The organism is Arthrobacter sp. Rue61a (assembly GCF_000294695.2).
Taxonomy (GTDB): Bacteria; Actinomycetota; Actinomycetes; order Actinomycetales; family Micrococcaceae; genus Arthrobacter; species Arthrobacter aurescens_A.
Map to the genome: position 1 here is coordinate 954,416 of NC_018531.1, position 20,952 is coordinate 975,367.

24 protein-coding genes are annotated in these 20,952 nt (G+C 60.6%); 7 read left to right on the top strand and 17 right to left on the bottom strand.

Annotated elements, in window-relative coordinates; genetic code table 11:
• Positions 1-12: 12 nt before the first annotated feature.
• From ARUE_RS04510 to ARUE_RS04530, 5 genes are read right to left on the bottom strand one after another with little or no spacing between them, the layout of a single operon-like run.
• Positions 13-1,092 carry a LacI family DNA-binding transcriptional regulator gene (locus ARUE_RS04510; protein WP_187329922.1) on the bottom strand — a complete coding sequence of 360 codons (1,080 nt, stop codon included), beginning with the start codon at positions 1,090-1,092 and terminating at the stop codon, positions 13-15.
• 38 nt (positions 1,093-1,130) lie between these two features.
• On the bottom strand, positions 1,131-2,033 hold the full coding sequence (locus ARUE_RS04515; protein ID WP_014920867.1) for a carbohydrate ABC transporter permease: 903 nt from the start codon (positions 2,031-2,033) through the stop codon (positions 1,131-1,133).
• A complete protein-coding gene (locus ARUE_RS04520; RefSeq protein WP_011773682.1) occupies positions 2,030-2,911 on the bottom strand; it encodes a carbohydrate ABC transporter permease in 882 nt (293 codons plus the stop codon). The genes ARUE_RS04515 and ARUE_RS04520 overlap by 4 nt, the downstream gene beginning before the upstream one ends.
• A 46-nt stretch (positions 2,912-2,957) precedes the next feature.
• Positions 2,958-4,295 carry an ABC transporter substrate-binding protein gene (locus tag ARUE_RS04525; RefSeq protein WP_014920868.1) on the bottom strand — a complete coding sequence of 446 codons (1,338 nt, stop codon included), beginning with the start codon at positions 4,293-4,295 and terminating at the stop codon, positions 2,958-2,960.
• A gap of 49 nt (positions 4,296-4,344) precedes the next feature.
• Positions 4,345-5,781 (bottom strand): family 43 glycosylhydrolase, encoded by a 1,437-nt coding sequence (locus tag ARUE_RS04530; RefSeq protein ID WP_014920869.1) that lies wholly within the window; start codon positions 5,779-5,781, stop codon positions 4,345-4,347.
• A 222-nt stretch (positions 5,782-6,003) separates the two neighbouring features.
• Here ARUE_RS04530 and ARUE_RS04535 point away from each other — a divergent pair, with 222 nt between their 5' ends.
• Positions 6,004-7,563 carry a glycoside hydrolase family 32 protein gene (locus tag ARUE_RS04535; RefSeq protein ID WP_014920870.1) on the top strand — a complete coding sequence of 520 codons (1,560 nt, stop codon included), beginning with the start codon at positions 6,004-6,006 and terminating at the stop codon, positions 7,561-7,563.
• A gap of 26 nt (positions 7,564-7,589) precedes the next feature.
• Here ARUE_RS04535 and ARUE_RS24035 read toward each other — a convergent pair whose 3' ends face one another.
• Positions 7,590-7,823, bottom strand: coding sequence for a hypothetical protein (locus ARUE_RS24035; RefSeq protein WP_143711609.1), 234 nt, complete (start codon positions 7,821-7,823; stop codon positions 7,590-7,592).
• 102 nt (positions 7,824-7,925) lie between these two features.
• Between ARUE_RS24035 and ARUE_RS04540 the strand changes: the two genes are divergently transcribed.
• Positions 7,926-8,546: a dihydrofolate reductase family protein gene (locus tag ARUE_RS04540; protein ID WP_014920871.1), complete on the top strand. Its 621-nt coding sequence runs from the start codon at positions 7,926-7,928 to the stop codon at positions 8,544-8,546.
• 123 nt (positions 8,547-8,669) lie between these two features.
• A complete protein-coding gene (locus tag ARUE_RS04545) occupies positions 8,670-10,334 on the top strand; it encodes a RecQ family ATP-dependent DNA helicase (RefSeq protein ID WP_187329923.1) in 1,665 nt (554 codons plus the stop codon).
• 23 nt (positions 10,335-10,357) lie between these two features.
• On the opposite strand, the gene ARUE_RS04550 is transcribed toward ARUE_RS04545, so the two are convergent.
• Positions 10,358-11,281 (bottom strand): NAD(P)H-hydrate dehydratase, encoded by a 924-nt coding sequence (locus tag ARUE_RS04550; protein WP_187329924.1) that lies wholly within the window; start codon positions 11,279-11,281, stop codon positions 10,358-10,360.
• Entirely contained in the window at positions 11,265-12,050 is a 786-nt protein-coding gene (locus ARUE_RS04555) for a histidine phosphatase family protein (RefSeq protein WP_014920873.1), read from the bottom strand. Before ARUE_RS04555 ends, ARUE_RS04550 begins: the two co-directional genes overlap by 17 nt.
• Positions 12,051-12,174: 124 nt before the next feature.
• Between ARUE_RS04555 and ARUE_RS04560 the strand changes: the two genes are divergently transcribed.
• On the top strand, positions 12,175-13,470 hold the full coding sequence (locus ARUE_RS04560) for an NAD(P)/FAD-dependent oxidoreductase (RefSeq protein ID WP_014920874.1): 1,296 nt from the start codon (positions 12,175-12,177) through the stop codon (positions 13,468-13,470).
• On the opposite strand, the gene ARUE_RS04565 is transcribed toward ARUE_RS04560, so the two are convergent.
• Positions 13,456-13,740: a DUF3040 domain-containing protein gene (locus ARUE_RS04565; protein ID WP_011773691.1), complete on the bottom strand. Its 285-nt coding sequence runs from the start codon at positions 13,738-13,740 to the stop codon at positions 13,456-13,458. The two genes, ARUE_RS04560 and ARUE_RS04565, sit on opposite strands and share 15 nt — an antisense overlap.
• 106 nt (positions 13,741-13,846) lie before the next feature.
• Positions 13,847-14,596, bottom strand: a complete 750-nt coding sequence (locus tag ARUE_RS24455; protein WP_043469812.1) for a 3-keto-5-aminohexanoate cleavage protein — start codon at positions 14,594-14,596, stop codon at positions 13,847-13,849.
• A 90-nt stretch (positions 14,597-14,686) separates the two neighbouring features.
• Here ARUE_RS24455 and ARUE_RS24460 point away from each other — a divergent pair, with 90 nt between their 5' ends.
• Complete coding sequence (locus ARUE_RS24460; protein WP_043469814.1) at positions 14,687-15,148, top strand: GatB/YqeY domain-containing protein; 462 nt, start codon at positions 14,687-14,689, stop codon at positions 15,146-15,148.
• 35 nt (positions 15,149-15,183) lie between these two features.
• On the opposite strand, the gene ARUE_RS04580 is transcribed toward ARUE_RS24460, so the two are convergent.
• The 7 genes from ARUE_RS04580 to ARUE_RS04600 all read right to left on the bottom strand — a co-directional run bounded on the left by ARUE_RS04580 (position 15,184) and on the right by ARUE_RS04600 (position 18,965).
• Positions 15,184-15,915, bottom strand: a complete 732-nt coding sequence (locus ARUE_RS04580; RefSeq protein WP_014920876.1) for a DUF72 domain-containing protein — start codon at positions 15,913-15,915, stop codon at positions 15,184-15,186.
• A gap of 80 nt (positions 15,916-15,995) precedes the next feature.
• Complete coding sequence (locus ARUE_RS04585) at positions 15,996-16,262, bottom strand: hypothetical protein (RefSeq protein ID WP_162486113.1); 267 nt, start codon at positions 16,260-16,262, stop codon at positions 15,996-15,998.
• A gap of 209 nt (positions 16,263-16,471) precedes the next feature.
• On the bottom strand, positions 16,472-17,104 hold the full coding sequence (locus tag ARUE_RS24040; RefSeq protein ID WP_162486114.1) for a hypothetical protein: 633 nt from the start codon (positions 17,102-17,104) through the stop codon (positions 16,472-16,474).
• Positions 17,105-17,596, bottom strand: coding sequence for a DNA/RNA non-specific endonuclease (locus ARUE_RS23345; protein ID WP_502691471.1), 492 nt, complete (start codon positions 17,594-17,596; stop codon positions 17,105-17,107).
• Positions 17,490-18,089 carry a hypothetical protein gene (locus ARUE_RS24045; protein WP_162486115.1) on the bottom strand — a complete coding sequence of 200 codons (600 nt, stop codon included), beginning with the start codon at positions 18,087-18,089 and terminating at the stop codon, positions 17,490-17,492. The genes ARUE_RS23345 and ARUE_RS24045 overlap by 107 nt, the downstream gene beginning before the upstream one ends.
• An 86-nt stretch (positions 18,090-18,175) precedes the next feature.
• Positions 18,176-18,394: a hypothetical protein gene (locus tag ARUE_RS04595; RefSeq protein ID WP_014920880.1), complete on the bottom strand. Its 219-nt coding sequence runs from the start codon at positions 18,392-18,394 to the stop codon at positions 18,176-18,178.
• Between the two features lie 112 nt (positions 18,395-18,506).
• Positions 18,507-18,965 carry a MarR family winged helix-turn-helix transcriptional regulator gene (locus tag ARUE_RS04600; RefSeq protein WP_014920881.1) on the bottom strand — a complete coding sequence of 153 codons (459 nt, stop codon included), beginning with the start codon at positions 18,963-18,965 and terminating at the stop codon, positions 18,507-18,509.
• 139 nt (positions 18,966-19,104) lie between these two features.
• On the opposite strand from ARUE_RS04600, the gene ARUE_RS04605 reads away from it, so the two are divergent.
• Positions 19,105-20,058, top strand: coding sequence for an SDR family NAD(P)-dependent oxidoreductase (locus ARUE_RS04605; protein ID WP_043469818.1), 954 nt, complete (start codon positions 19,105-19,107; stop codon positions 20,056-20,058).
• Between the two features lie 2 nt (positions 20,059-20,060).
• Entirely contained in the window at positions 20,061-20,951 is an 891-nt protein-coding gene (locus tag ARUE_RS04610) for a 4-hydroxyphenyl-beta-ketoacyl-CoA hydrolase (RefSeq protein WP_014920883.1), read from the top strand.
• The last annotated feature ends 1 nt before the right edge of the window (position 20,952 follow it).

A 20,952-nucleotide genomic window follows, 5' to 3' on the forward strand; every position in this document is an offset into this window, starting at 1 on the left:
GACAACAGGTCTCTAGGCGGGCGAATGAACGGCAACGGAGCCGCGCTCAACCGCCGGGCAAGCGATCTTCACAGCGGACTCGAGAGGCGCGGCATCCAGGCCCAACAGCATCCGAACACCCGCAGCGCCTAGTTCGTAGTGGGGCAGTGACACTGTTGAAAGCGGCGGCCGGAGGTGGGCGGCGATGACTTCCTGGTTGTCGAAACCCACCACGGCCATGTCCTCCGGGATGGAGAGGCCGTTTTCCCGCAGGCCGTCGTAAAGCCCCATGGCCATACGGTCGTTGTAGCAGTACACGGCGCCAACCCCAAGCTCGAGCAAATCCTGCGTGGCGCCGTAGCCGCCTTCCTGATCCGGGTACGCTTCGAGCACCAAATCGGGATCAAAAGGTATTCCAGCGGCTTCGAGTGCGTCCTTATAGCCCTGGAGTCGACCGTCCTTGGCGGGTGCGGGGGTTGTGGTGTTGATGAACGCGATGCGCCGGTGGCCGCCGCGGAGCAGGATGTCCGTGGCGGACTGTCCACCTTGCGCTTCGTCCGGCACCACGGCGCGTGCCGTCCCGGCCTCGGGGGAGAAACAGTTCACCAGGACGAAATCCGCCTCGCGAAGGGTTTCCGGGACATCGGTGGGTCGGTGGAACCACGTTGAGTACAGGATGCCGCGGACCTTGTATTCCAGCATCATGGCGATCGCATCTTTTTCGAGGTCCTGATTGCCTTCGGTATTGGCGATCAGCAAGGCGTAACCGTGTTTCCACGCTTCGTCTTGCGCGCCATGGATGATCTGGCCTGCGAAGGGCGTGGTGGCGACGCCGTCGGCCACCAACCCGATGAACTTCGAGGTTCCACTGACCAGTGTTTTGGCCATGGCATTTGGACGGTAGCCCAGTTGAGCAATTGCCTCAGTGACCCGCTGACGTGTCTCGTCTGCAATGCGCGCGTTCTTCTTTTTGTTGATGACCAGGGAGACCGTGGCAGTGGAAACCCCCGCTAGTTCAGCGACTTCGCGGAGGGTCACCGGATGGGCGCGGCCCACTGCGGCATGAACGATGGGGGCGGCCGCGTTGCCCGAATTTTTCTCCTGCGAAATCATCTGTCCTCCTTCTGGAGTATATCCGCCTGCCATGGCGGTCATCCCTTCGTCGCCCCGCTTTCCAAGCCCTGGATCATGGCCTTGTTCAGAACCAGGAAGACCAGGAGCAGCGGAGTGATGGTCACGCACACGGCCGCAAAGGTGGCTGTCCAATCCACTTTGCCCATGGCCCCGATGTAGTTCTGCAGGCCCAAGGGAATCGTCTTCAAGTCCTCGGAGAGAACAAAAGTGTTGGCGAAGATGAAGTCGTTCCAAATGAAGATGCTGTTCACCAGGACAACGGTGACCACGGTGTTGAGTGAGAGCGGCAGGGTGATCAGACCAAAAATCCTGTAAGGTCCGGCGCCGTCCAAGGATGCGGCTTCGTAGGTTTCCCGCGGAATGTATTCGAAGAAGGAGGAGAACAGGTAAATGGACATGGGCAGGGCGAAACCGGCCAAGGGGATAATCATTGACTGATAGGTGTCCAGCAGGTTCACGGCGGAGTAGTCGATGAACAGCGGGACCAAAGCGATCTGAACCGGAACAATGATCCCGATCAGGAACAGGGCACGGACGAAGCGGCTCAGCCGGAATCCCAGAACCTGTATGGCGTATGCAGCCATCATGCCGAACAACACTATGAGGATGTTGGCCCCCATGGTGACAATGAAACTGTTCAGGATATTCCGGCCCAGGTCTCCCGTTTCGAAGGCTCTGGCATAGTTTTCCCACGTCAGCGAGCTCGGAAGAGCGAACGGATCGCCGGTTGCGAAGTCGTGTTCTGTCCGCAGGCTGGTAAGGAACAGCCAGGCGAGCGGGTAGACCTGGACGATGACGATGAGCATGATCAGTACCCGCGAGAGTGTCCGGTACAGGCTTGGCTTGCGCCGCCGTCGCTGACGAACCGGCGAGGGCGGAGTCGAAGCGCGCGGGGTAGACGGGGCTGTCTGGGTGATCATGAATCTGCCTTCCGCTTGAGCATGAACAAGATGAGGCCGACGGCGACGAGGCACTCGATCACGATGAAGACGGAGATGGTACTTGCGTAGCCGAAGTCCGTGCTGGTGAAGGCTGTCTTGTACATGTAGGTGGTGAGCAGCTCGGAGGACTGCCCAGGGCCACCGTTGGTCATGAGGTACGGGATATCGAAACCGCGCAAGCCGTAGGTGGTGGCCATGATGGTGGTAGTAATCCACACGGGACGTATATAAGGGAACCGGATCTTGGTGAAGAGGGTCCACTTCGAGGCGCCGTCCAGGACAGCTGCTTCTTCGAGTTCCTTGGGAACCGCGATCAGGGCGGCGTAAATGATGAGCATGTACAGCCCTGTAAACCGCCAGCCTTCGGGGGCGGATACGGCGGCCAGCACCGTGTTCACATCGGAGAGCCAGGCCCGTTCGAAGGAACCCAAACCTATCCAATGCAGCAGCTGGTTCAACAGGCCCACTGGGTCAATGGAGTAGATACGGACAAAGAGGAAAGCAATTGCCACGGTGGAGATCACAGCTGGCAGCAAGTAGAGGGTTTTGATGAGTTCCCGGCCCCGGCGAAGTGACGTGAGGAGACTGGCTACAACCAGTGCTCCGCCGAGCTGCAGCACCAGGCAGATGGCCAGGTAGAGGAGCGCGTTGAAGAAGGACCTCCAGAAAATGTCGTCCGCGGTGAGCATCCGGACATAGTTGGCGAGCCCTACGAACTCCATCTCGCTGATGCCGTTCCAGGAGAAGAAGCTCAGGAACAACGACTGAAGAATCGGGAAGAGTACGGCTGCGCAGTAGAGCAGCAGGGGTGGAAGCAGGAAAACCAGGACCGAGGTTCTTGACCTGTTGGGTAGCATGGTGGGCCTTTCGGGCGGGGGCCTTGGGAGCCCCCGCCGCTTCGGTTTACTTGAAGAACTTGGGGGCGTTCTGCTTGATGGCGTCGTCCATGGTCTTGGTGAACTGTTCGGGCGTAATGTTGCCCTGGACCAGTAGGACGAGTTCCTGTTGCAGCCGGCCGTTGGTGGTGGGGTCCAGCTGGGTATCCCACGGCATGGCTTGCTTGCCCCCAAGGGTGTTGGCCGTTTCGAGAGCCTTCTTGTACAGCGGAGTCGCGTTCGCCGGGATGGCCGTTTGTACGTTGGTGGTGGGAGAAAGGGCCCCGGTGGCAGCGTATTCAGCCGGGTACTTCTCCAAGGCGAACTTCAGGAAGTCGCTCACCAACGGATCGTAAGTCTTCGAATTCACTGCCATGCCAATGCCGGAGGGTGAGACGAACTCGTTGGCAGATGTCACCGAACCTTCAGTGGTGGGCAAGGTGAAGAAATCGATGTCGTCGCGGACGTCAGGATTGAGTTTGTCGGTGGCGAGGCTGGGAAGTTCCCACGTGCCGATGTTGTACATGGCGGCCTGTCCCGAGGTGAACTGGTTCTGCGCGTCAGAATATCCTTGGGCGGAGAAGCCCTCTTGGAAGCACTTCGCCTTGCCAAGGTCAGCCATCCAGTTCACAGTCTTCTGGCCGGCTTCATCCGAGAAGGATGCCTCGCCCTTCTTTAGCTTCTGGACGAAGTCGGGCCCCGCTTCACGGAACGGCTGGTACGCGACGTAGCGTTCCAGCGGCCACTGGTCCTGTCCGTCGATGGCGATCGGGGTGATCCCGGCATTCCGCAAGGCAGTGCACATGGCGGGGATGTCATCGAGAGACTTTGGCACGGAAACGCCGGCCTTTTCCATCAGGGCCTTGTTGTACCAGATGAACTCGAGTTCGAACTGGAACGGGATCATGTACAGGGAGCCGTCGTCGAAGCGCTGGTAGTCAAGTGCGCCGGGCCGGTAGTCGTCGTAGACGTTTAGTGATTTCAGGAGCTTGTCGGCGTCCACCATTTTGCCTTGCTTGGCCAGCTCCTGGGCGAAGGGGGTGGCATCCGTATCGAACAGTTCCGGCAACTTGTTGGCCGCGGCCAGGGTTTCGAGTTTTTGAATGTAGGAGGGCCGGTCCGGGGTGGTGATGAGATTCAGTGCGAAGCCAGGGTGGTCCTTGGCGTAGTCGTCTGCGAGCTTCTTCATGATGTTGATGACAGCTCCGTCGGCGGGCCTGGAGAGCAACCAGGAAATTTCGCGGGGCTTGATCTCTCCGGTGGGGCTGACGTTGGAGGGGTCGCTGGCGGCTCCTCCGCCGCCGCATGCTGTCAAAGCCAGGGCAGCTACGGCTGCGACGGCGGCAGCACGGAATAGTTTGTTCATTGCGGCAATCTCCCTTGATTGGAACAGAGGTTGGGGATGGGATGAATATTCAGTGGTCGGTGCGTTGACGTACTTCAAGTTCGGTGACAGTGGCTGATCCTTCGCCCGCGAAGAGGCCGATCCTCCCAGCTGTCAGGTCGTAGATCCTGGTGCTGAGCGCAACCTGACGGTCGACGACGGCGACGCAAATGTCGCCGTCGACGATGACCTCAAGCGTGTGCTCACCAGGGGTGAGGTCGCAGGGCCGCTCGAGTTCGACGTCGAACGGGACGTCCCCGGAGACGTGCCACTGCGCGTCGCCGGTGATGGTACGAGGCCAGCGGTCAAAGACGAGCCGTCCCCGCTTGGGTTCCAGGCGCAGGACGTAAGAATGGTCGCCGTCGTGGCTGGAGCGCAGCAGCAGCCCGCATTCGGTGGTGTCAGGGGCGATGTCCAGCACCGCTTTGGCGTAGAACTGCTGAGGCAACTCCTCGTCCGACACCAGCGCCGTGTACCCGTCCGGGACGTGGAGCCGAGCCGGCAACGAACCGGTCAGGGGCACGGAGACGTCGTCCCAGAAGCTCTCCACGAGCTCGTCTGCGAACGAGAACCCCAGCGTCCCGTCCGGATTTTGGCGCGCTTCCAGCACGGACATGGTTCCTGCCCATTGCCAAGCGCCCTGATCGGCGTTGCCTTCCTTGCTGGCAATCCATCCGAAGAAGAAGCGCCGCCCGTCACGTTCGGCGGTTTTTGAGGCATAGAAGGCGCGGCCGTCGATGCTGTCCAACGCCGGCACAGTCCAAGGCCCGTCGGGACTCTTGGCCATGCGGTATCGGGTGGTGAACGATTCCGAGAATTCGGAGTACACCATGTACCACCAGTCGCCCCATTGGAAGACGTCCGGGCATTCGTGGGTGATGTAGCGGCGTGGATCCCAGAAGGGTTCGGTGTGCTGCCAGGTCATCAGGTCAGTGGACACGCACTGTGCGATGACGCCGCGGCGCCGTTCCGGTCCTTCGGAGTGCCTGGCCGCGAGGAGCATTCTCCACTGGTTCTTGCTGTCATCCCAGAACACGAAGGGGTCGCGCCAGTCGCCGGATTCGTAGCCGTCCGGGGCGCCGAACGTGAGCTCCGGGTGTTTTTGCCAGGTTCGCATGCCATCCGTGCTCGTGGCATGCATGACCAATTGCCGGGGCATGCCGTCGGGGCCGACGTTTCGCGGGTTCTGGCCGGTGTAGAACAGGTGATGGACGCCGGCTGCGTCCGCAAGGACGCTGCCCGTGTAGGCGTTGAAGTCCAGGTCGCTTTCACTGCCGTGGCTCAACGAAACGCCGTGGTCCTCAAACTGCGTGAGGTCTTTTGTGGTGACGAGATTCCAGGAGGTGCCTGGTTTCGGGTCTGAGCGGTCTTCGTGAAGGTAGAAGAGCCAGAACTCCCCGTCCTTCTCGAAAGGGATAAGGTCGCCAACCCATCCGTGGGTGGGTTGGAAGAAGACTGAGCGTTTCATCGGCGCTGATGTCCATTCTGCTAAAGCGTTTGATCACTGAAAGTTAGCGTGTATTTCCGATTCATTCAAGCGTTTTAGCAAAATCTATTCCTCGTAATTTTGATGATGCTAAAACGCTTGACCAGCAAGACTTCGTGCCGCTAGGGTCCTGCATAGCTTCGGCTTCCCCCACTGAATGACCCTCGGCGCGCTGTTGCGCCGAACCTTGAGAGGAACGAATCAATGACGTACGACATCTCTCGACGCACTGCACTACAAGGTGCAAGCGCTGGCGCCATCGCGCTGTTCTTGTGCAACGCCGCTCCCGTAGCCGCGCACGCCCAGACATCACTTCGGGCCGTTTACCACATGACTCCGCCTTCCGGCTGGCTGTGTGATCCGCAACGTCCAGTCCATACCAACGGCGCGTACCAGCTCTACTACCTCCACTCCAGCCAGAACAACGGGCCGGGTGGATGGGATCACGCAACTACCGGTGACGGCGTCGCCTTCACTCATCACGGTGAGGTCATGCCCTTGCAGCCCGACTTCCCGGTGTGGTCGGGATCGGCGGTAGTGGACATCGCGAACACCGCTGGTTTCGGTGCCGGGACCGTAGTCGCACTGGCTACTCAGCCAACTGGCGGCATTCGAAAGTTCCAGGAGCAGTACCTGTACTGGTCAACCGACGGCGGTTACACGTTCTCCGCCCTCCCGGACCCGGTAATCGTGAACACAGACGGACGATCTGCCGCCACCCAGGCTGAGATTGAGAACGCAGAGTGGTTCCGAGACCCGAAGATCCACTGGGACGGAGCGCGTAATGAGTGGGTGTGTGTGATCGGACGGGCTCGGTACGCAGCGTTTTACACCTCCGCAAACCTGCGGGACTGGAACTGGAAATCCAACTTCGATTACCCGAACCACGCCCTGGGAGGCATTGAATGTCCTGATCTTTTTGAGATGACCGCAGGCGACGGCACGCGGCATTGGGTGTTTGGTGCGAGCATGGATGCATACGGCGTCGATCTGCCTATGACCTTTGCCTATTGGACGGGTACTTGGAACGGCGCGGCGTTCATTGCTGATGACTTAACTCCGCAGTGGCTCGATTGGGGATGGGACTGGTACGCCGCCGTGACTTGGCCCTCCGTCGAGGCCCCCGAAACGAAGCGTCTGGCGATCGCTTGGATGAACAACTGGAAGTACGCCGCCCGCGACGTACCCACAGATGCCTCCGACGGTTACAACGGGCAGAACTCCATGACGCGTGAACTTCGGTTGGAGCGTCAATCCGGAGGTTGGTACAGCTTGCTGAGCTCCCCGGTCGGCGCGCTGCAGGGTTATGTCACCGCCACTACGACCCTGCCCGACCGCACGGTTAACGGCAGTCTGGTACTGCCATGGAACGGGCGCGCTTACGAACTGGAGGTCCACATTTCATGGAACCTGGCCGCTAACGTCGGGGTATCTGTTGGCCGTTCCCCGGACGGATCCCGACATACCAATATCGGCAAATACGGCGATGAGTTATACGTCGACCGTGCGCCTTCAGACCAAGATGGGTACACCCTGGTGCCGTACACTCGGGCCGCAGCCCCTATCGACGCCAACGCGCGGTCAGTCCATCTACGCATCTTCGTGGACACGCAGAGCGTTGAGGTGTTTGTGAACTCGGGGCACACTGTGCTTTCACAGCAGGTTCACTTCGCGGACGGCGATAGCGGCATCTCACTCTATGCGGACGGTGGCCCTGCGAACTTCTCCGGAATCACCATCCGGGAGTTTGGCAATCCGCTGTAGCCGGGCTGTAGCCTGCGGCCGCATGGCTAAGCGCCGTGTGGCCGCGCGTGGGCGTGGTGCCCCGAGCGGACCTTCAGTGAGGATGGCCGAAACCGGTGGACGGCGCGCGGCTCACGCCTGGGGCGGCGGGGGTGGTGTGCTCTGGGCTTGTGCTCGTCCTCGGCGCGCGACGAGGGAAGGAGGGCCAAGGGCAGGATGGTGGCACCGAGCCAGACGACCACACCGATGAGCACTAAAAGGATGGCTGACGTGGGCTCCATGGAATAAGCATAGGCACAACTGCCACCGTTTATAAGTAGCCTGATTACCTTCTCTGGGGGCAGTATTCTTGACAACCCGGGCGTTGCCACCACACTGATCTCATGTACAGGAACAGCCGCGTTTCCGCCCAGTTTTCGGTGTCCCTCGATGGATTTATCGCCCGGGAAGACGACGGAATCGGGCCGTTGTTCGATTGGTATGAAGCCGGAAATGTTGAAACCTGGATGCCCGGCCATCCCGTGCCCTTTCACCTCAGCGAAGCTGATGCCGCCTACTGGAACTCGCTTCCAAGGGAGGGTGCATTCATCTCCGGCAGGCGTATCTTCGATATGACTAAGGGATGGGGCGGACATCCGCCCAATGAGTCACCCACCGTTGTCCTGACGCACCGGGAACCCCCGGCGGATTGGCCACCGGTCCGGCGGGACGGCAAGCCGGTGCCGTTCGAATTCGTCGGAGACCTGGACTCAGCTCTGGAACGCGCGGCCGACCTCGCGGAGGGCAAGGAGATAGGCGTCGCGGGCGCGGACGTTGTGCAGCAGTGCTTGCGCCGCGGTGTGATTGACGAACTCCGTGTAGACCTGGTGCCTGTCCTCCTCGGAAGCGGTATTCGCTGGTTCGAGCACCTGGAAACGGTCATCGTGCTGGACGATCCCGTGATCGTTCCGGGAACACGCGTCACCCACCTGAGCTATCAGGTGCGGTCCCGGGATCCGCGCTAACTTCACCCGGGGTTATCCACAACCGGGCAAACAGCGTACGACGGCGGAGCCTCGCCCGCGCTAGGCTGGTCACCTCGGCTGATGCAAGTGGCCGCAGGAACCACAACGCGGAGCCACACTTTAATGTCCGATGACCTTGCCCTGACCGCCCTGGCGGCCTCTTCCTTTTCCTTGCCTGAGCTACGAGAGGGCCAACTCGCTGGCATGACCGCCCTCGTCGAGAGGCGTGATGTCCTGGCCGTTATGCCCACCGGTTACGGAAAATCTGCTACCTACCAAGTCGCAGCGCTGTACCTTCACAACAAAACGGGCCGACCCGCCGTCGTGGTTTCTCCTCTTATTGCCTTGCAGGAAGATCAACTGGACGGGTTGGCAGAGCACCTGGGTGAGGGAGCCGCCGTCGCCATCAATTCTTCCCGCAGCGATGCGGAGGTGGAGGCAGCCTGGCAGGCCGTAGAGTCCGGCCAAGCAGCTTTCCTGTTCCTCGCCCCCGAGCAACTGTCCAAGCGGGAAACAGTGGAGCGCATCGCCAAGCTGGACATCACCATGTTCGTAGTGGACGAGGCACATTGCGTATCTTCCTGGGGCCATGACTTCCGCCCGGATTACCTCGAGCTGGGCCACGTCCGCGAACACCTGGGTAACCCGCCGGTCATAGCCCTGACCGCAACCGCGTCCCCACCAGTGCGTGACGAAATCGTGAAGCGGCTGGGCATGACGGAACCGGTGGTTCTGGTTCGTGGCTTCGATCGCCCGAACATCAGCCTCGATGTTGTCCGGCATCAGGAGGACAAAGGCAAGCGAAAAGCTGTGATGGAACAGGTAGTCGCGCTTGCCAAGGCGGAGGGACTGGGGCTGCTGTATGCCGCTACCCGCAAGGACACCGAAAAATACGCGGCCAAACTGACCGAGCATGGTCTCCGAGCCGAGGCCTACCACGCGGGGCGGGCGGACTCTGACCGGGAAAGTATCCACGAGAGATTCCTGGACGATCAACTGGACGTCGTGGTTGCCACTACAGCCTTTGGTATGGGCATAGACAAGCCCAATGTCCGCTTCGTGGTGCATGCGGATATCCCGGAGTCATTGGACTCCTACTATCAGGAAATCGGCCGCGCGGGCCGCGACGGCGAACCGGCCACTGCGATACTCCATTACCGTGCCGAAGACCTGGGGTTGCGTAAGTTCTTCGCCACCCATTCCCCGGACGCGGAGGCGCTCACAGCGGTGCTGAAAGTCATCAAGAACGCGGGCGCACCCGTCCCGAAAACCGCTTTGGTGGAGCTCACCGGCTTCCCCGCCCGCCGCGTCACCGCGCTGGTGAACCAGTTGGAGGAAGCCGGTGCCGTCACAACAGGCAAGCGCGGCACCCGGCTCAGTTCCAAAGCCAAGCTGACCACGCTGGTGGACCGCGCCGTCGAGCTGGCTGAGGCCCGGCAACGCGTTGACCAGTCCCGGCTCACCATGATGCGCGCGTACGCCGAGACGGATGCTTGCCGCCGTCAGTTCCTGCTTGGCTACTTTGGGGAGGACCTGCCGGAACCTTGCGGAAACTGTGATGCGTGCGCTGAAAATCACGACGACGCGGGGTCGGGTTCCGCCGGTCACCTCACCTCAACTGCCGAGAACCTGTTCCCGTTGCAGTCCACCGTGATCCACAAAGAGTGGGGTCCGGGTCTGGTGATGCGGCACGAGGACGACGTCATGACTGTTCTGTTCGAACAGGAGGGCTATAAGACGCTGTCCCGTGCCGCCGTCGTGGAGCATGAATTGCTGAAGCCCGCTTAGGTTCCCGTCGCGAACCGCGCCCGTCAGGTATTGAGTTCCAGCATGAGGGCGGGCAGTTCGTCGGCGAGCTCGCGGGCCAGGAATCCGAGCGGGCCGAGCTTGCTGGCCAGGCGGTCGGCAGCGGCGGCGTGAAGGTGCGTGCCCCAGCAAGCAGCTTGAGCGTCGCTGGTACCGCGCGCGCGGAGCCCCGCAATGGCGCCTGCCAAAACATCGCCGCTGCCGGACGTTCCCAGCCCGCCATAGCCGGTGGTGATCTTCCACAGCGTCGAGTCGTCTGCTGTTTCGGCGCCGGGTCCGGCGATGTATCCCTGACAACTCACCACCGCATCGAACCTGCGAGCGACCTCAGCTACATCAGCTCCAAGATCCCCTACATCCCTGCCCAGGAGTATTCCGGTCTCTGTGGGGTTCGGCGTGAGGATCAGCCGGCCACGCCACGGTTCCAGTACATCCTCAACCTTAACCAGTCCGCCCAAGGCAAAAGCGTCAAGAACGACGGCGGGACCTCCTTCAGTGCCGGGGGCAGCGTGGGACTCCTCCCGCTCCAACAGCGTTCGCAGCAGCGATTCCGCCAGTTCCAGATCGTCCAAGCCTGGCCCGATCAGCATGGCATCGGCGCGCTCCAGGTAGGACGAGATCCGGTCCAACCCCTCACCGGTTAGGGACCCGCTGGCGTTCTCGGGCAGTCCAAGTGCGCCGCACTCCGGCAACGCGACTCCCACCTGCACTGCCACGGATTCGGCAACGGCCAAGGTAATTTTCCCGGCTCCTGCGCGAAGGGCTGAGATTCCGGCCAGCAAAGCCGCGCCAGGGGTCACACGTGCTCCACCGATGACCAGCACGGCACCGCGCGAGTACTTGTCATCTCCCGGTGCCGGCAGCGGCCAGTCACGCAGAAGCGACGGTGTCACCAGCGTGGGTGTGGTGGAGTCACTGGGGGTGGACACTGGCGTCCCCGGCGTGCTCGGTGACAGTGACACCTTGTTCGGTGAGGTGGTCAGCCACGTTGAAGCTTTCCAGTTCCCAAGGCCCCGCACCCGAAGGGCGCACGTACCTTGTGATCGATGCATTCAGCACAGACGTTGTGGCTGCCAAGTCAAGAATTTCCTCCTCGGACATTCCTTCCAAGACGTAACGGACCAGCAGGATGACGGCGTCGTGGCAGACCAGCATCACCCGCTGCCCTGTTCCCAAAGTGTTGAGCTCATCCAGGATTGAGCGTATGCGGAGTGCAACATCGGCCCACGATTCGCCGCCAGGTGGCCGGTAGTACAGCTTGCCCAGCCATAGCCGCCTCTCGGCCTCGTCCGGATATCGGGTCTCCACACCCAAGCGTGTCAACCGGTCCAAGATGCCCAGTTCGCGGTCGCGGAGACGCTCATCGGTGAGAACCTTCACGGGCCAGCCTGCCGTCTCAACTGCGATTTCCGCCGTCTGCAGGGCCCTCGCATAGGGGGAGGAAACAACAGCATCCGGCCGGAGTTCATCGGCGATCCGGGCCAGCGCCGTCCCCAATGCTTTGGCTTGGTCCTGTCCAGTGCCGGAGAGATTTACGTCAGGATCCCTGGCCGGAACATCTATGACCTCGGCTCCAGCCAAACGTGCCTCCGTTGCGGCCACGTTGCCTTCGCTCTCGCCGTGCCGGATCAGGAGCAGCTCGACGGCTCCCGCTTCCTGCACTGCGTCCGTCAGCCCGTCCTCGTTCACAAAGATCACCCTTCCGCGTGCGTTGCCGAATGCAGAACACTACCCACTGCGTACCCACAGGGCCAGAGGATAAACACTCGACGGCAATCGCGAACCCCTGTTGCCCGGACTTGGAGTGAAGTAAGTTGCTCGCATGGAGGACTCATACCCAGTCATCATTGTCGGTGCCGGTTTCGCAGGCGTGGCAGCAGCCAAGGAGCTCGGGCGCAAGGGCGTTCGCGTCTTGCTGATCGATGCGAACAACTACCACCAGTTCCAGCCGCTCCTCTATCAAGTAGCAACATCGCAAATCGGAGTGTCAGCCATTGCCCGGCCACTGCGTTCCGTTTTCCGCCGCTTCAAAACGGTCAAGGTTCTGACGTCGAAGGTGGACTCCGTCAGCGCCGCCGAGCGAGCGGTCAGGACTGCTGATGGGCGAACCTTGCGGGCGGATATCCTGGTCATCGCGGTTGGGGCGGTCCCGAACTTCTTCAACACACCCGGTGCGGAAGATCATGCGTTCCCGCTGTATTCCGTCACGGATGCGACGAGGCTTGGGACCGGCCTCACACGGTTGTTGGACCAGGCCGACAGAAACCCCGACGGGTCAGTGGATGTCGTGGTGGTAGGCGGCGGACCTACCGGAGTTGAAACGGCTGGAGCGATGGCCGAAAACGTCAAATACGTTGTGAGTAAGTACTTCTCGCGCGAGCTGGCAGCACGCTGCCGTGTGCATCTGGTGGATATGGTTCCCAGCGTCCTCAACATGTTTTCCAAGAAGTCCCAGAGCTATGCCACTGAGCACTTGAAGAAGGTGGGAGTTCAACTGCACATGGGTGTGGGCGTGACTGAGGTCCGGCACAACGGAGTGACTTTGGCCGACGGGAGCTCCGTGCCCGGACATATCGTGGTGTGGGCCGGGGGACTCAAAGCGGGCGACCTCATTTCCGGATCCGGCCTTGCCCAGGGGAGAGGCGGACGAATAGATGTCCGTCCGGACCTGACTGCCCCGGACGCGGATGGCGTCTACGTCATTGGAGATGCAGCCAACATCACGGATTCAACGGGGGCAAAACTACCGCAGCTGGGTTCGGTGGCCCAACAGGCCGGGAAATGGGCGGCGAAGAACATTCTTGCGGACCTCAGCGGGGGCAGTCGAACGCCCTTCCGTTATGTGGACAAGGGCTACATGGCGATGGTGGGGCGTGGTGCCGCGGTGGCAGAGTTGGGTCGCAAGAGAATCCAGTTGCAGGGCATCCTTGCCTTCCTGTCCTGGCTGTTGGTACACCTCGCTCTATTGTCAGGGCTCCAGCAAAAAATCCGTGCCCTGTTCTCCTGGCTTAACGGCTACCTCCTCCACAGCCCTGCGCAGGTAGTGGTCAGCGGGCCGATGGAGAGGGAACCGACGGAACAGGAACCGCCGGGGGCGTTGCCTTCAAAGGAGTCTTGACGAGGACTCGTTTTTGTATTTCCTGTGAGCCAACAATGCGTGTGCAACAAGAAGCATGCCGGCGAGGGCAAACGGAAATACGTTGAAGGGGATGGCTAGCAGGATCAACAGCACTCCGACGGCGGCAGTCACGACGTCGCGGATACGGGGGTGAACAGGACCGCGTACAGGAACTCCGGATTCCAGTTGCCGAGCCAAGTCAGGGTCTTGGATGAAGAGCTCGCGCTCAAGCTGCTGAAGTACCTTGCGCTCCCTTTCTGAAAGTGGCATGGGAGTTCCTCCTAAGCGCTGCGGCTCCTTGATGCGGTTAGCGGGTCAACTGGTTCTCAGATGAACCTGATGTCCAGCGACTCGATAAGCTAAGCATGCTTAGTATTCAGGTCGCAAGGAGAATTTTTGCTGCAGCAATGAGCTTCGTATTGCCGTCAGCTTGGATTCCTTCTGGGAGCACGAGCGTGTCCTCAAGGCCGATTCTGGTGTCCAATCCCCACCGGGCCGCAAGCTGCAGCGCAGCCCAGGCTGATCGGTCCTCACCATGGAGCAGGGCGGGCGGCTGGACGGCATGCTGGCTATCGGATTGTGCCTGGTCAGTCACCAGATCCAGGAGGCTCTTGGCTTCCGTTTCCACATTCTCGGCCGGAATGTCTTGAATTTCCACCAGCACCCTCAAACATTTGCCCCGCAGCGGAGAGGAGGCCCACTCACGTGCCGCGTCGGCGTGCCAAATTCCGGCCTCTACGCCGATGCCGCGGGCGTGAAGGGCTTCAGCGACTTCCTCTGCGCCCTCCTCGTGCCAATTTACGGATGCGAAATCAGGAAGCTCGTGCCAGGACTCAATCATCCTCAACCGGGTTGGTGCATCCGGGGAGCTCCAAGCACCTGTTGTCACGCCCAATGGAGTGGCTGGGCAGGCCTTACGGAGAGCAGTCAGCCATGAGGCCAGGCAGTGAGGTTCCAGGGTGTCCTCACCCAGCGGATTCTTGGGGTGGAAGTGCAGAGTGTGGGCGCCGGCAGCCACCGACGCCGCTGCCTCTCGGGCAATGGCGGCCGGATTAGCTGTCAACCGATGGTGCTGTGAGACCTCTCGAGCCCCGTTGATACAAGCCTGTAGCATCACACGGCCCATGTTATGGCTTGCTCCCGGTGCGGCGGGAGACCCGGGGTGACTACCCAAGCTGGGAAGATAGCAGGAAGACCCCGAACAAGGAGCAACATCATGACACTCAAAGAACGCTTGAAAGCCGACGTCGTAGACCACATGAAAGCCGGCAACAAGATTGCCCTCACCACTGTCCGCAACGTGTTGGGCGAGATAACTACCCGCGAGAAGTCCGGAAAGACTCCCGTTGAGCTGGACGACGCCCAGGTGACATCGCTGCTCCAAAAGGAAGCTGCGAAGCGCCGGGACACAGCCCGCATTTACACGGAGGCCGGAGAAACAGACCGTGCAGCGGCCGAAGTCGCTGAGGCGGAGATCATCGAGGCCTACCTGCCAAAGGCCCTCACCCGCGAAGAAGTAGAGGCAATCGTGGACGAGGCAATTGAGGCCCTGAAGGCTGACGGGCAGGAACTTTCCATGCGCTCCATCGGAGCGGTCATGAAGCCCGTCACGGCCAGGGTTGCAGGACGTTTTGACGGCAAGACCGTCAGTGAGATCGTGCGCGGACGCCTGGCCTAGAGGCGCCCGCCATCCAAGCTTGGGGATCAGCGAGCTCAGCTGACCCCAAGCAGCCACCGCAAAGTGTCAGCATTCCGCACGGCGTTACCGCCGCCGTCGTTGTTGAAGTAGGCATAGACATCCTTGCCGGAATCGTCCCACTCCCGAATCCTGTCCGCCCACCATCGGAGATCGTCATCGGAGTATGAGCCACCGTAGAGGTGCTCGTGGTCCGGGCCGTGCAGGCGAATGTACACGAACGGTGCGGTGGCCCGGAGGATGCACGGCAGGTTGGCGCCACTCATAATGCAGTAGGCGGCTCCGTGGCGTTCAAGCAAGGCGTAGACGCCCGGGTGGTCCCAACTGTCGTGCCGAAACTCGACGGCTATGCGGATCCACTGCGGAAACGCGGACAGGAAATAGTCGAGTCGGGCGTCGTCCCGTTCAAATCCTGGTGGCAGCTGGACCAACAGGACCGCTCTTTTGTCGCCTAGTTCGTGCCAGCACCGGACGATCCGTTCCACCCAAACTTCCGGACCGTAGAGTTTCTTGCCGTGCGTGAGGCCCCGCGGTGCTTTCACCGACATGGCAAAGCCAGCCGGAAGCCGTACCCTCCAACTCGCGAACGACGTGTCGCGAGGCCAACGGTAGAAACTCGCATTCAGTTCCACCGTATTGAATCGTGCCGTGTAATGGGCCAGGCGCTTGGACGCCGGAAGGCCCGGGGGATACAGCACGTTCTCCCAATGGTCGTAGCTCCAGCCCGAGGTGCCGATGTGGATGCCCATGGTGTGGATACTAACGGGTTCCGGCGTGGGCTCTACGCCGGCTCCTCGAAGAATTCAGAATTTAATGAAAGAGCTGTGCCTTATATCTGTTTCACTTTCAGTGAGTAAGTGATGGCCCCTCTACTGCCCATATCGTGTACTTGAGCGAGCATGCCGTTGGCGGTCTTTCGTACGGTTACATCGCTCGATGCCGGCAGTGGGCGTTTGATGCTGTCTGCCCAGTACGAAATAATTCCAATTTCCGGTTCGCCGAATGGTTGTTCAATAGCATCAATAATTTCTTCCGTTAACGCGGCAAACCATGTAGCATTCCAGAGTTCTCCGATTTCCTCGACGAGGTAGGACAAGCCGGAACTCGAAGGCATGAAGTCGTCATCCCGAGGGAGAAAGCAATTTCCAACGAGTTCCCTAGGCGAGTATCGGCACCAACTGTGCCAGTCACGGATACCTGCTTGGCGTCGTCCTTCTGAAGAAACGGCTTCAAGCCTGGTCAGGAGGGTGACGAGGCTTCCGAGTGGCGGGAGTTGGCCGAACACCATTGACTGCTATCGGTAGGCTATGCTCCGAACAGTTTCTTGCTGATCCTGGCAAAGACGCCTGGTTCGTCCGAAGAAACGATGACTGCAGGATCCCTGGAAAAATCCGTACCGGAGTCGCTAACTGGTAGGCGCTTGTTGTTCCATTCAACGGTACCCTGCTCCCGGTTATAGAGCGGTGGAGACATGTGGGCGGTCTCTAGAATAGACAGCATCCAAGCGGGGATGTTTTCTAGCGTCCGCGGAAATGCCAATAACTCGGAGGAGATGACTTCCGCCGTACCTTTGCGTCCTGAAGTTGCCGTTGGCGGTTGAACTTCTTCATCAAAGACTCGAATGGAGCCGGAAGCTTGGGGGAATAGATGTACTTGAGCAGTCACCCAGCTTCCGAGTCCTGGCTGGTAAGCATCCTTCTTTAGCTCTTTCAACCACATCAGGGCAGATCGGCTAATGCGCTGGTTCGTAGTAAACGTCCATTGTCCAGCAATACGTACATCAACATACCGGTGTGAATAACCAGCAAAGATATACTGGGTAATTAGCACTTCGTCAACATCAGTAAAGTCACCGCCTGAACCCATGCAAACTTTATGAAGATTCAGCAAAGCTTCCTGAACTTTGGTGCTGTTAGTCGAGTTGCTGAAATCAGGCACTTACATATCTCCCTGGACGAGGTTGTCGAATTCTGCAAACTCCGCTCGCCCACCGGCGAATCTGTAATCGACCGTCAGCGAGCTCGGAAGCCCTGGCTTGGGACCCGGGACGGCTTCCACTTCCATATGCAAGTCTATGGTTTGTCCGGCATTGAAGCGTTCTTGGGCCTGGGAGAACAGATCTCTCTCGAGTTGGTAGAACGCCAAGGCGTTGGCATCACTGTTCGGATTGCCGTGGCCTCTGTTCTGGAACATGTGCTGAGCGAGTAGATTGGCGCTCTCACCCGGACCACCAAAAAGCGACGCGATCAAGTGTCCGCCATCATAGGCGGAACCGCCAACCCTCCTGCCCGCTAACAGCTGCTGCCAGGCATTACGATTCATGTCACCCTTGAGGGTTCCAGTGATATGTGCCCCAATGAATTTTGGCTTTGCGAAATCGTCCGTGATAAGCGTGAACGTGTTCTGTAGTCCGCCGTCGACTTGGGCGATGACGTTGTAGGTGACGTTGGGCATGGGTTTGTTCAGTTCGGGGGGGCCACGCGCCCTTGACGCCTGCGTATGTGTCTACGCGCGTGACTGTGCCGGTGTCGTCGGTGTAGTACTTCTCTACCGTGTTTTCCGTGAGCGCACCTGTGCTGTCCCCCATCACGCTGCGGTGTTCGATGATGTATTCGGTGTTTGGTTTGAGAGTGGTGCGTGCGGCGAAGTTCTCTTTGCGGTGGATCGGGAACGCGCTGTCGCCGTGCCGATAGACGACGGTGTTGGTGACGTTGTCCGGTTTCGCGAAGCACGTTACTTCCAGGGTGCCGGGAGAGGGCTCGGTGACTGGCGTCTGCAGGCGGAAGCGGGCGTAGCTTTCGACGGCGCGGCGGTGGTCCTCGATCATGCCGCCCGCAACAGCCTCCATGAGCCGCATCTGGAAAGTAAGGGCCGATGGCGGCCCCAACTCCAGACTGCCGTGGTGGTAGGCGACTACGGCCATGGAGCCCCCGCCGATATAGGCCTGGCGTCAGACAAGTTCACAAGTCACCTGAGAGCGGCTGTGGACAAGTCAGAGTTCCCTCGAAATCAGTGCCTGCCGATGGTCCTCGCCATCAAAGCTTGGAGGTCTTCGGCCACCTTGGCTACCTCGCGCTGCCTGGCGGACCGGCTTGGCTTTGAACCATGAGTGGCTTGGCGGGGCGGCCGGTTGGTGGTGCGGGCTTGGCGGTGGATCTGGGGATCACGCACGGGGGCGTCGGCAGTGACGGCACCCTGCAGGGGATCGTGGAAAAGTGGGAAGTTCATAGTTTCCGATCCTGACAGAAGCGCCCGCATGCCGATATGGACAGGTGCATACGCTAGTCGGGCGCTGCTGTGCAGATGTCCATCGCTGGCTAGGACCGGGCTGGCGCCGAGCCTAGCCCCACAACGCCTTCTTGAGCAGCGTCCTCAATTGCACGTTCTCTTCCTCACTCAGCGCCGCGAGCTGGGTCTGCTCGCATACTTCCAGCGCCGCCCGCGCCTTGTTGTGGATCCGCCGGCCCTCAGTTGTGGAGACGATGATCTTGGCCCGACGGTCCTGCTTGCCTTGGGCTCGTTTGACGAGCCCGCGGTGCTCGAGGTCGTCCACAAGGCTGACCACTTGGCTGGGGTCCAGGCTGAGGAAATCGGCGAGCTCACGTTGCGTGGGTTCCAAGCCGCTGCACGCGAGGGTTAGCACGGAAAATGACCGTTCCCGGAGTCCATAATCAGCCAAGGCCTTGTTGTTGAGGAGTGAACCTGTGGCGTGAAGTTTGGCCAGTAACAGGCCCATATCGCTGCCGATTTTTGCTGCCGCCAGGCGCGGGGTTTCCACTTCGGTGCTTTGCGGGCCCATGACAACTCCAATAGTAATGAAAAACAATCGTTGACTTTTTCAATGATCCGTATTCTCATTGATCATGACAAGGATCTCACGATGCAGTGGGATCGGCCTCACCGGCTCCAGCCGGTTACTGCATGCGAAGGAGCACGCCATGAGCTTGAACGGCAAGGTTGCAATCGTCACCGGGAGTGGACAGGGTCTTGGACTCGCTTACGCGAAGGAACTCGCCCGGTGGGGTGCCGCCGTCGTGATCAACGACGTGAACGCTGAGACCGCTGCGGAAGCCGTTGCGCAGATTGAGGCCGACGGCGGCCGGGCCACCGCCGTGGTGGTTCCAGTGGGCACCACGGACGCCGCCAAAGCGCTGGTTGCGGGCGCTGTTGAAGCCTTCGGCCGGCTGGACATCCTGGTCACCAACGCCGGGATCCTGCGGGACAAGAGCCTGTTGAAGATGACGGACGAGGATTTTGACCTGGTGATCAACGTGCACCTCAAGGGTACGTTCACCTGTGTGCGTGAGGCGTTCGCGTACTTCAAGGAAAACAACATCGCGGGTCGGATCATCACCATCGGGTCACCGACGGGCCAGCGCGGAAACTTCGGGCAGAGCAACTACGCAGCGGCGAAGGCCGGCATCGTGGGCATGGTCCGAACCTGGGCGCTGGAGATGAAGAAGGCCGGCGTGACGGTCAATTCGGTGATTCCGGTGGCGGCGACAGCGATGACCAAGACGGTCCCGTACTTCCAGAAGGCCGTAGAAGCCGAGGAACGCGGCGAGGCCATGCCGTCCTTCTTCCGCCACGACCTCGGCTTCGGAACGGCCGACGACGTTGCCGGGCTAATCGCGTTCCTTGCCTCTGACGCGGCTGCGGGAGTGACCGGCCAAGCGATCGGTGCCGGCGGTGACCGGCTTCAGGTCTGGACGCACCCGACGGCGGCCACCACCGAATACCGCGACGGCGGCTGGAGCTATGAAGCACTGCAGGAAAGCGCCGGCTCGCTCTTTGGCGCGGAGGCGCTGCAGAGCTTCGGCGAGGAATTCCTGCCGCTTCCCGAGGAACTCCGGCCCGAGCCAGCCAAATCTGAAGCGGTACAGGCGCGCTGATCATGGCCGACCATTATGAACTGGGCATCGACGCATCGGCGTTGGATGCGATCGACATGCACGTCCACCTCGAAGTGGACAGCTGCGGGCACGGCTCGCTCCCGGACGCGCTGACGGAAGCCTCGGCGAAGTACTTCAAGTCCGAGGACCGCACCCCGTCCCTGGACAGGATCGCCGAGGTGTACCGGGAACTGAACATGGCCGCCGTCGTCTTTACTGTCGATGCCCGCACGCAGCTCAAGCATGAGCCCAACAGCATCCCTGAGCTGATTGCCGGAGCTGCGCGAAACAATGATGTGCTCATTCCGTTCGGCAGTGTTGACCCCAGGACCGGGGAGGACGCGATCGCCGGGGCCAAGCACCAGGCTGTTGAGCTCGGCGCCCGGGGTTTCAAGTTCCACCCCTCGCTGCAGGGCTTCGACCCGTCCAACGAGCAGTTCTACCCGCTCTGGGAAACGCTCCAGGAACTCGGGCTGCCGTGTATTTTCCACACGGGCCAGAACGGTATGGGTGCCGGGCTTCCCGGCGGGTACGGCATCAAGCTGGCGTACTCGAACCCGCTCCTGCTCGACGCCGTGGCGGCTGATTTCCCGGGGCTGCAGATCATCATGGCCCACCCGTCAGTGCCGTGGCAGGACGAAGCGAACTCCATCGCGACCCACAAATCCAACGTATTCATCGACCTGTCAGGCTGGTCGCCCAAGTACTTCCCGGAATCGCTGGTTCGGCTGTCCAACTCCGTGCTGCAGGACAAGGTGTTGTTCGGCACCGACTTCCCGCTGATTACCCCGCAGAAGTGGTTGGGTGCGTTCGCGGACCTGCCGCTGAAGGACGAGGTTCGGCCGAAGATCCTCAAGGACAACGCCGTCCGGCTGCTGGGACTGGGCGGTTGAG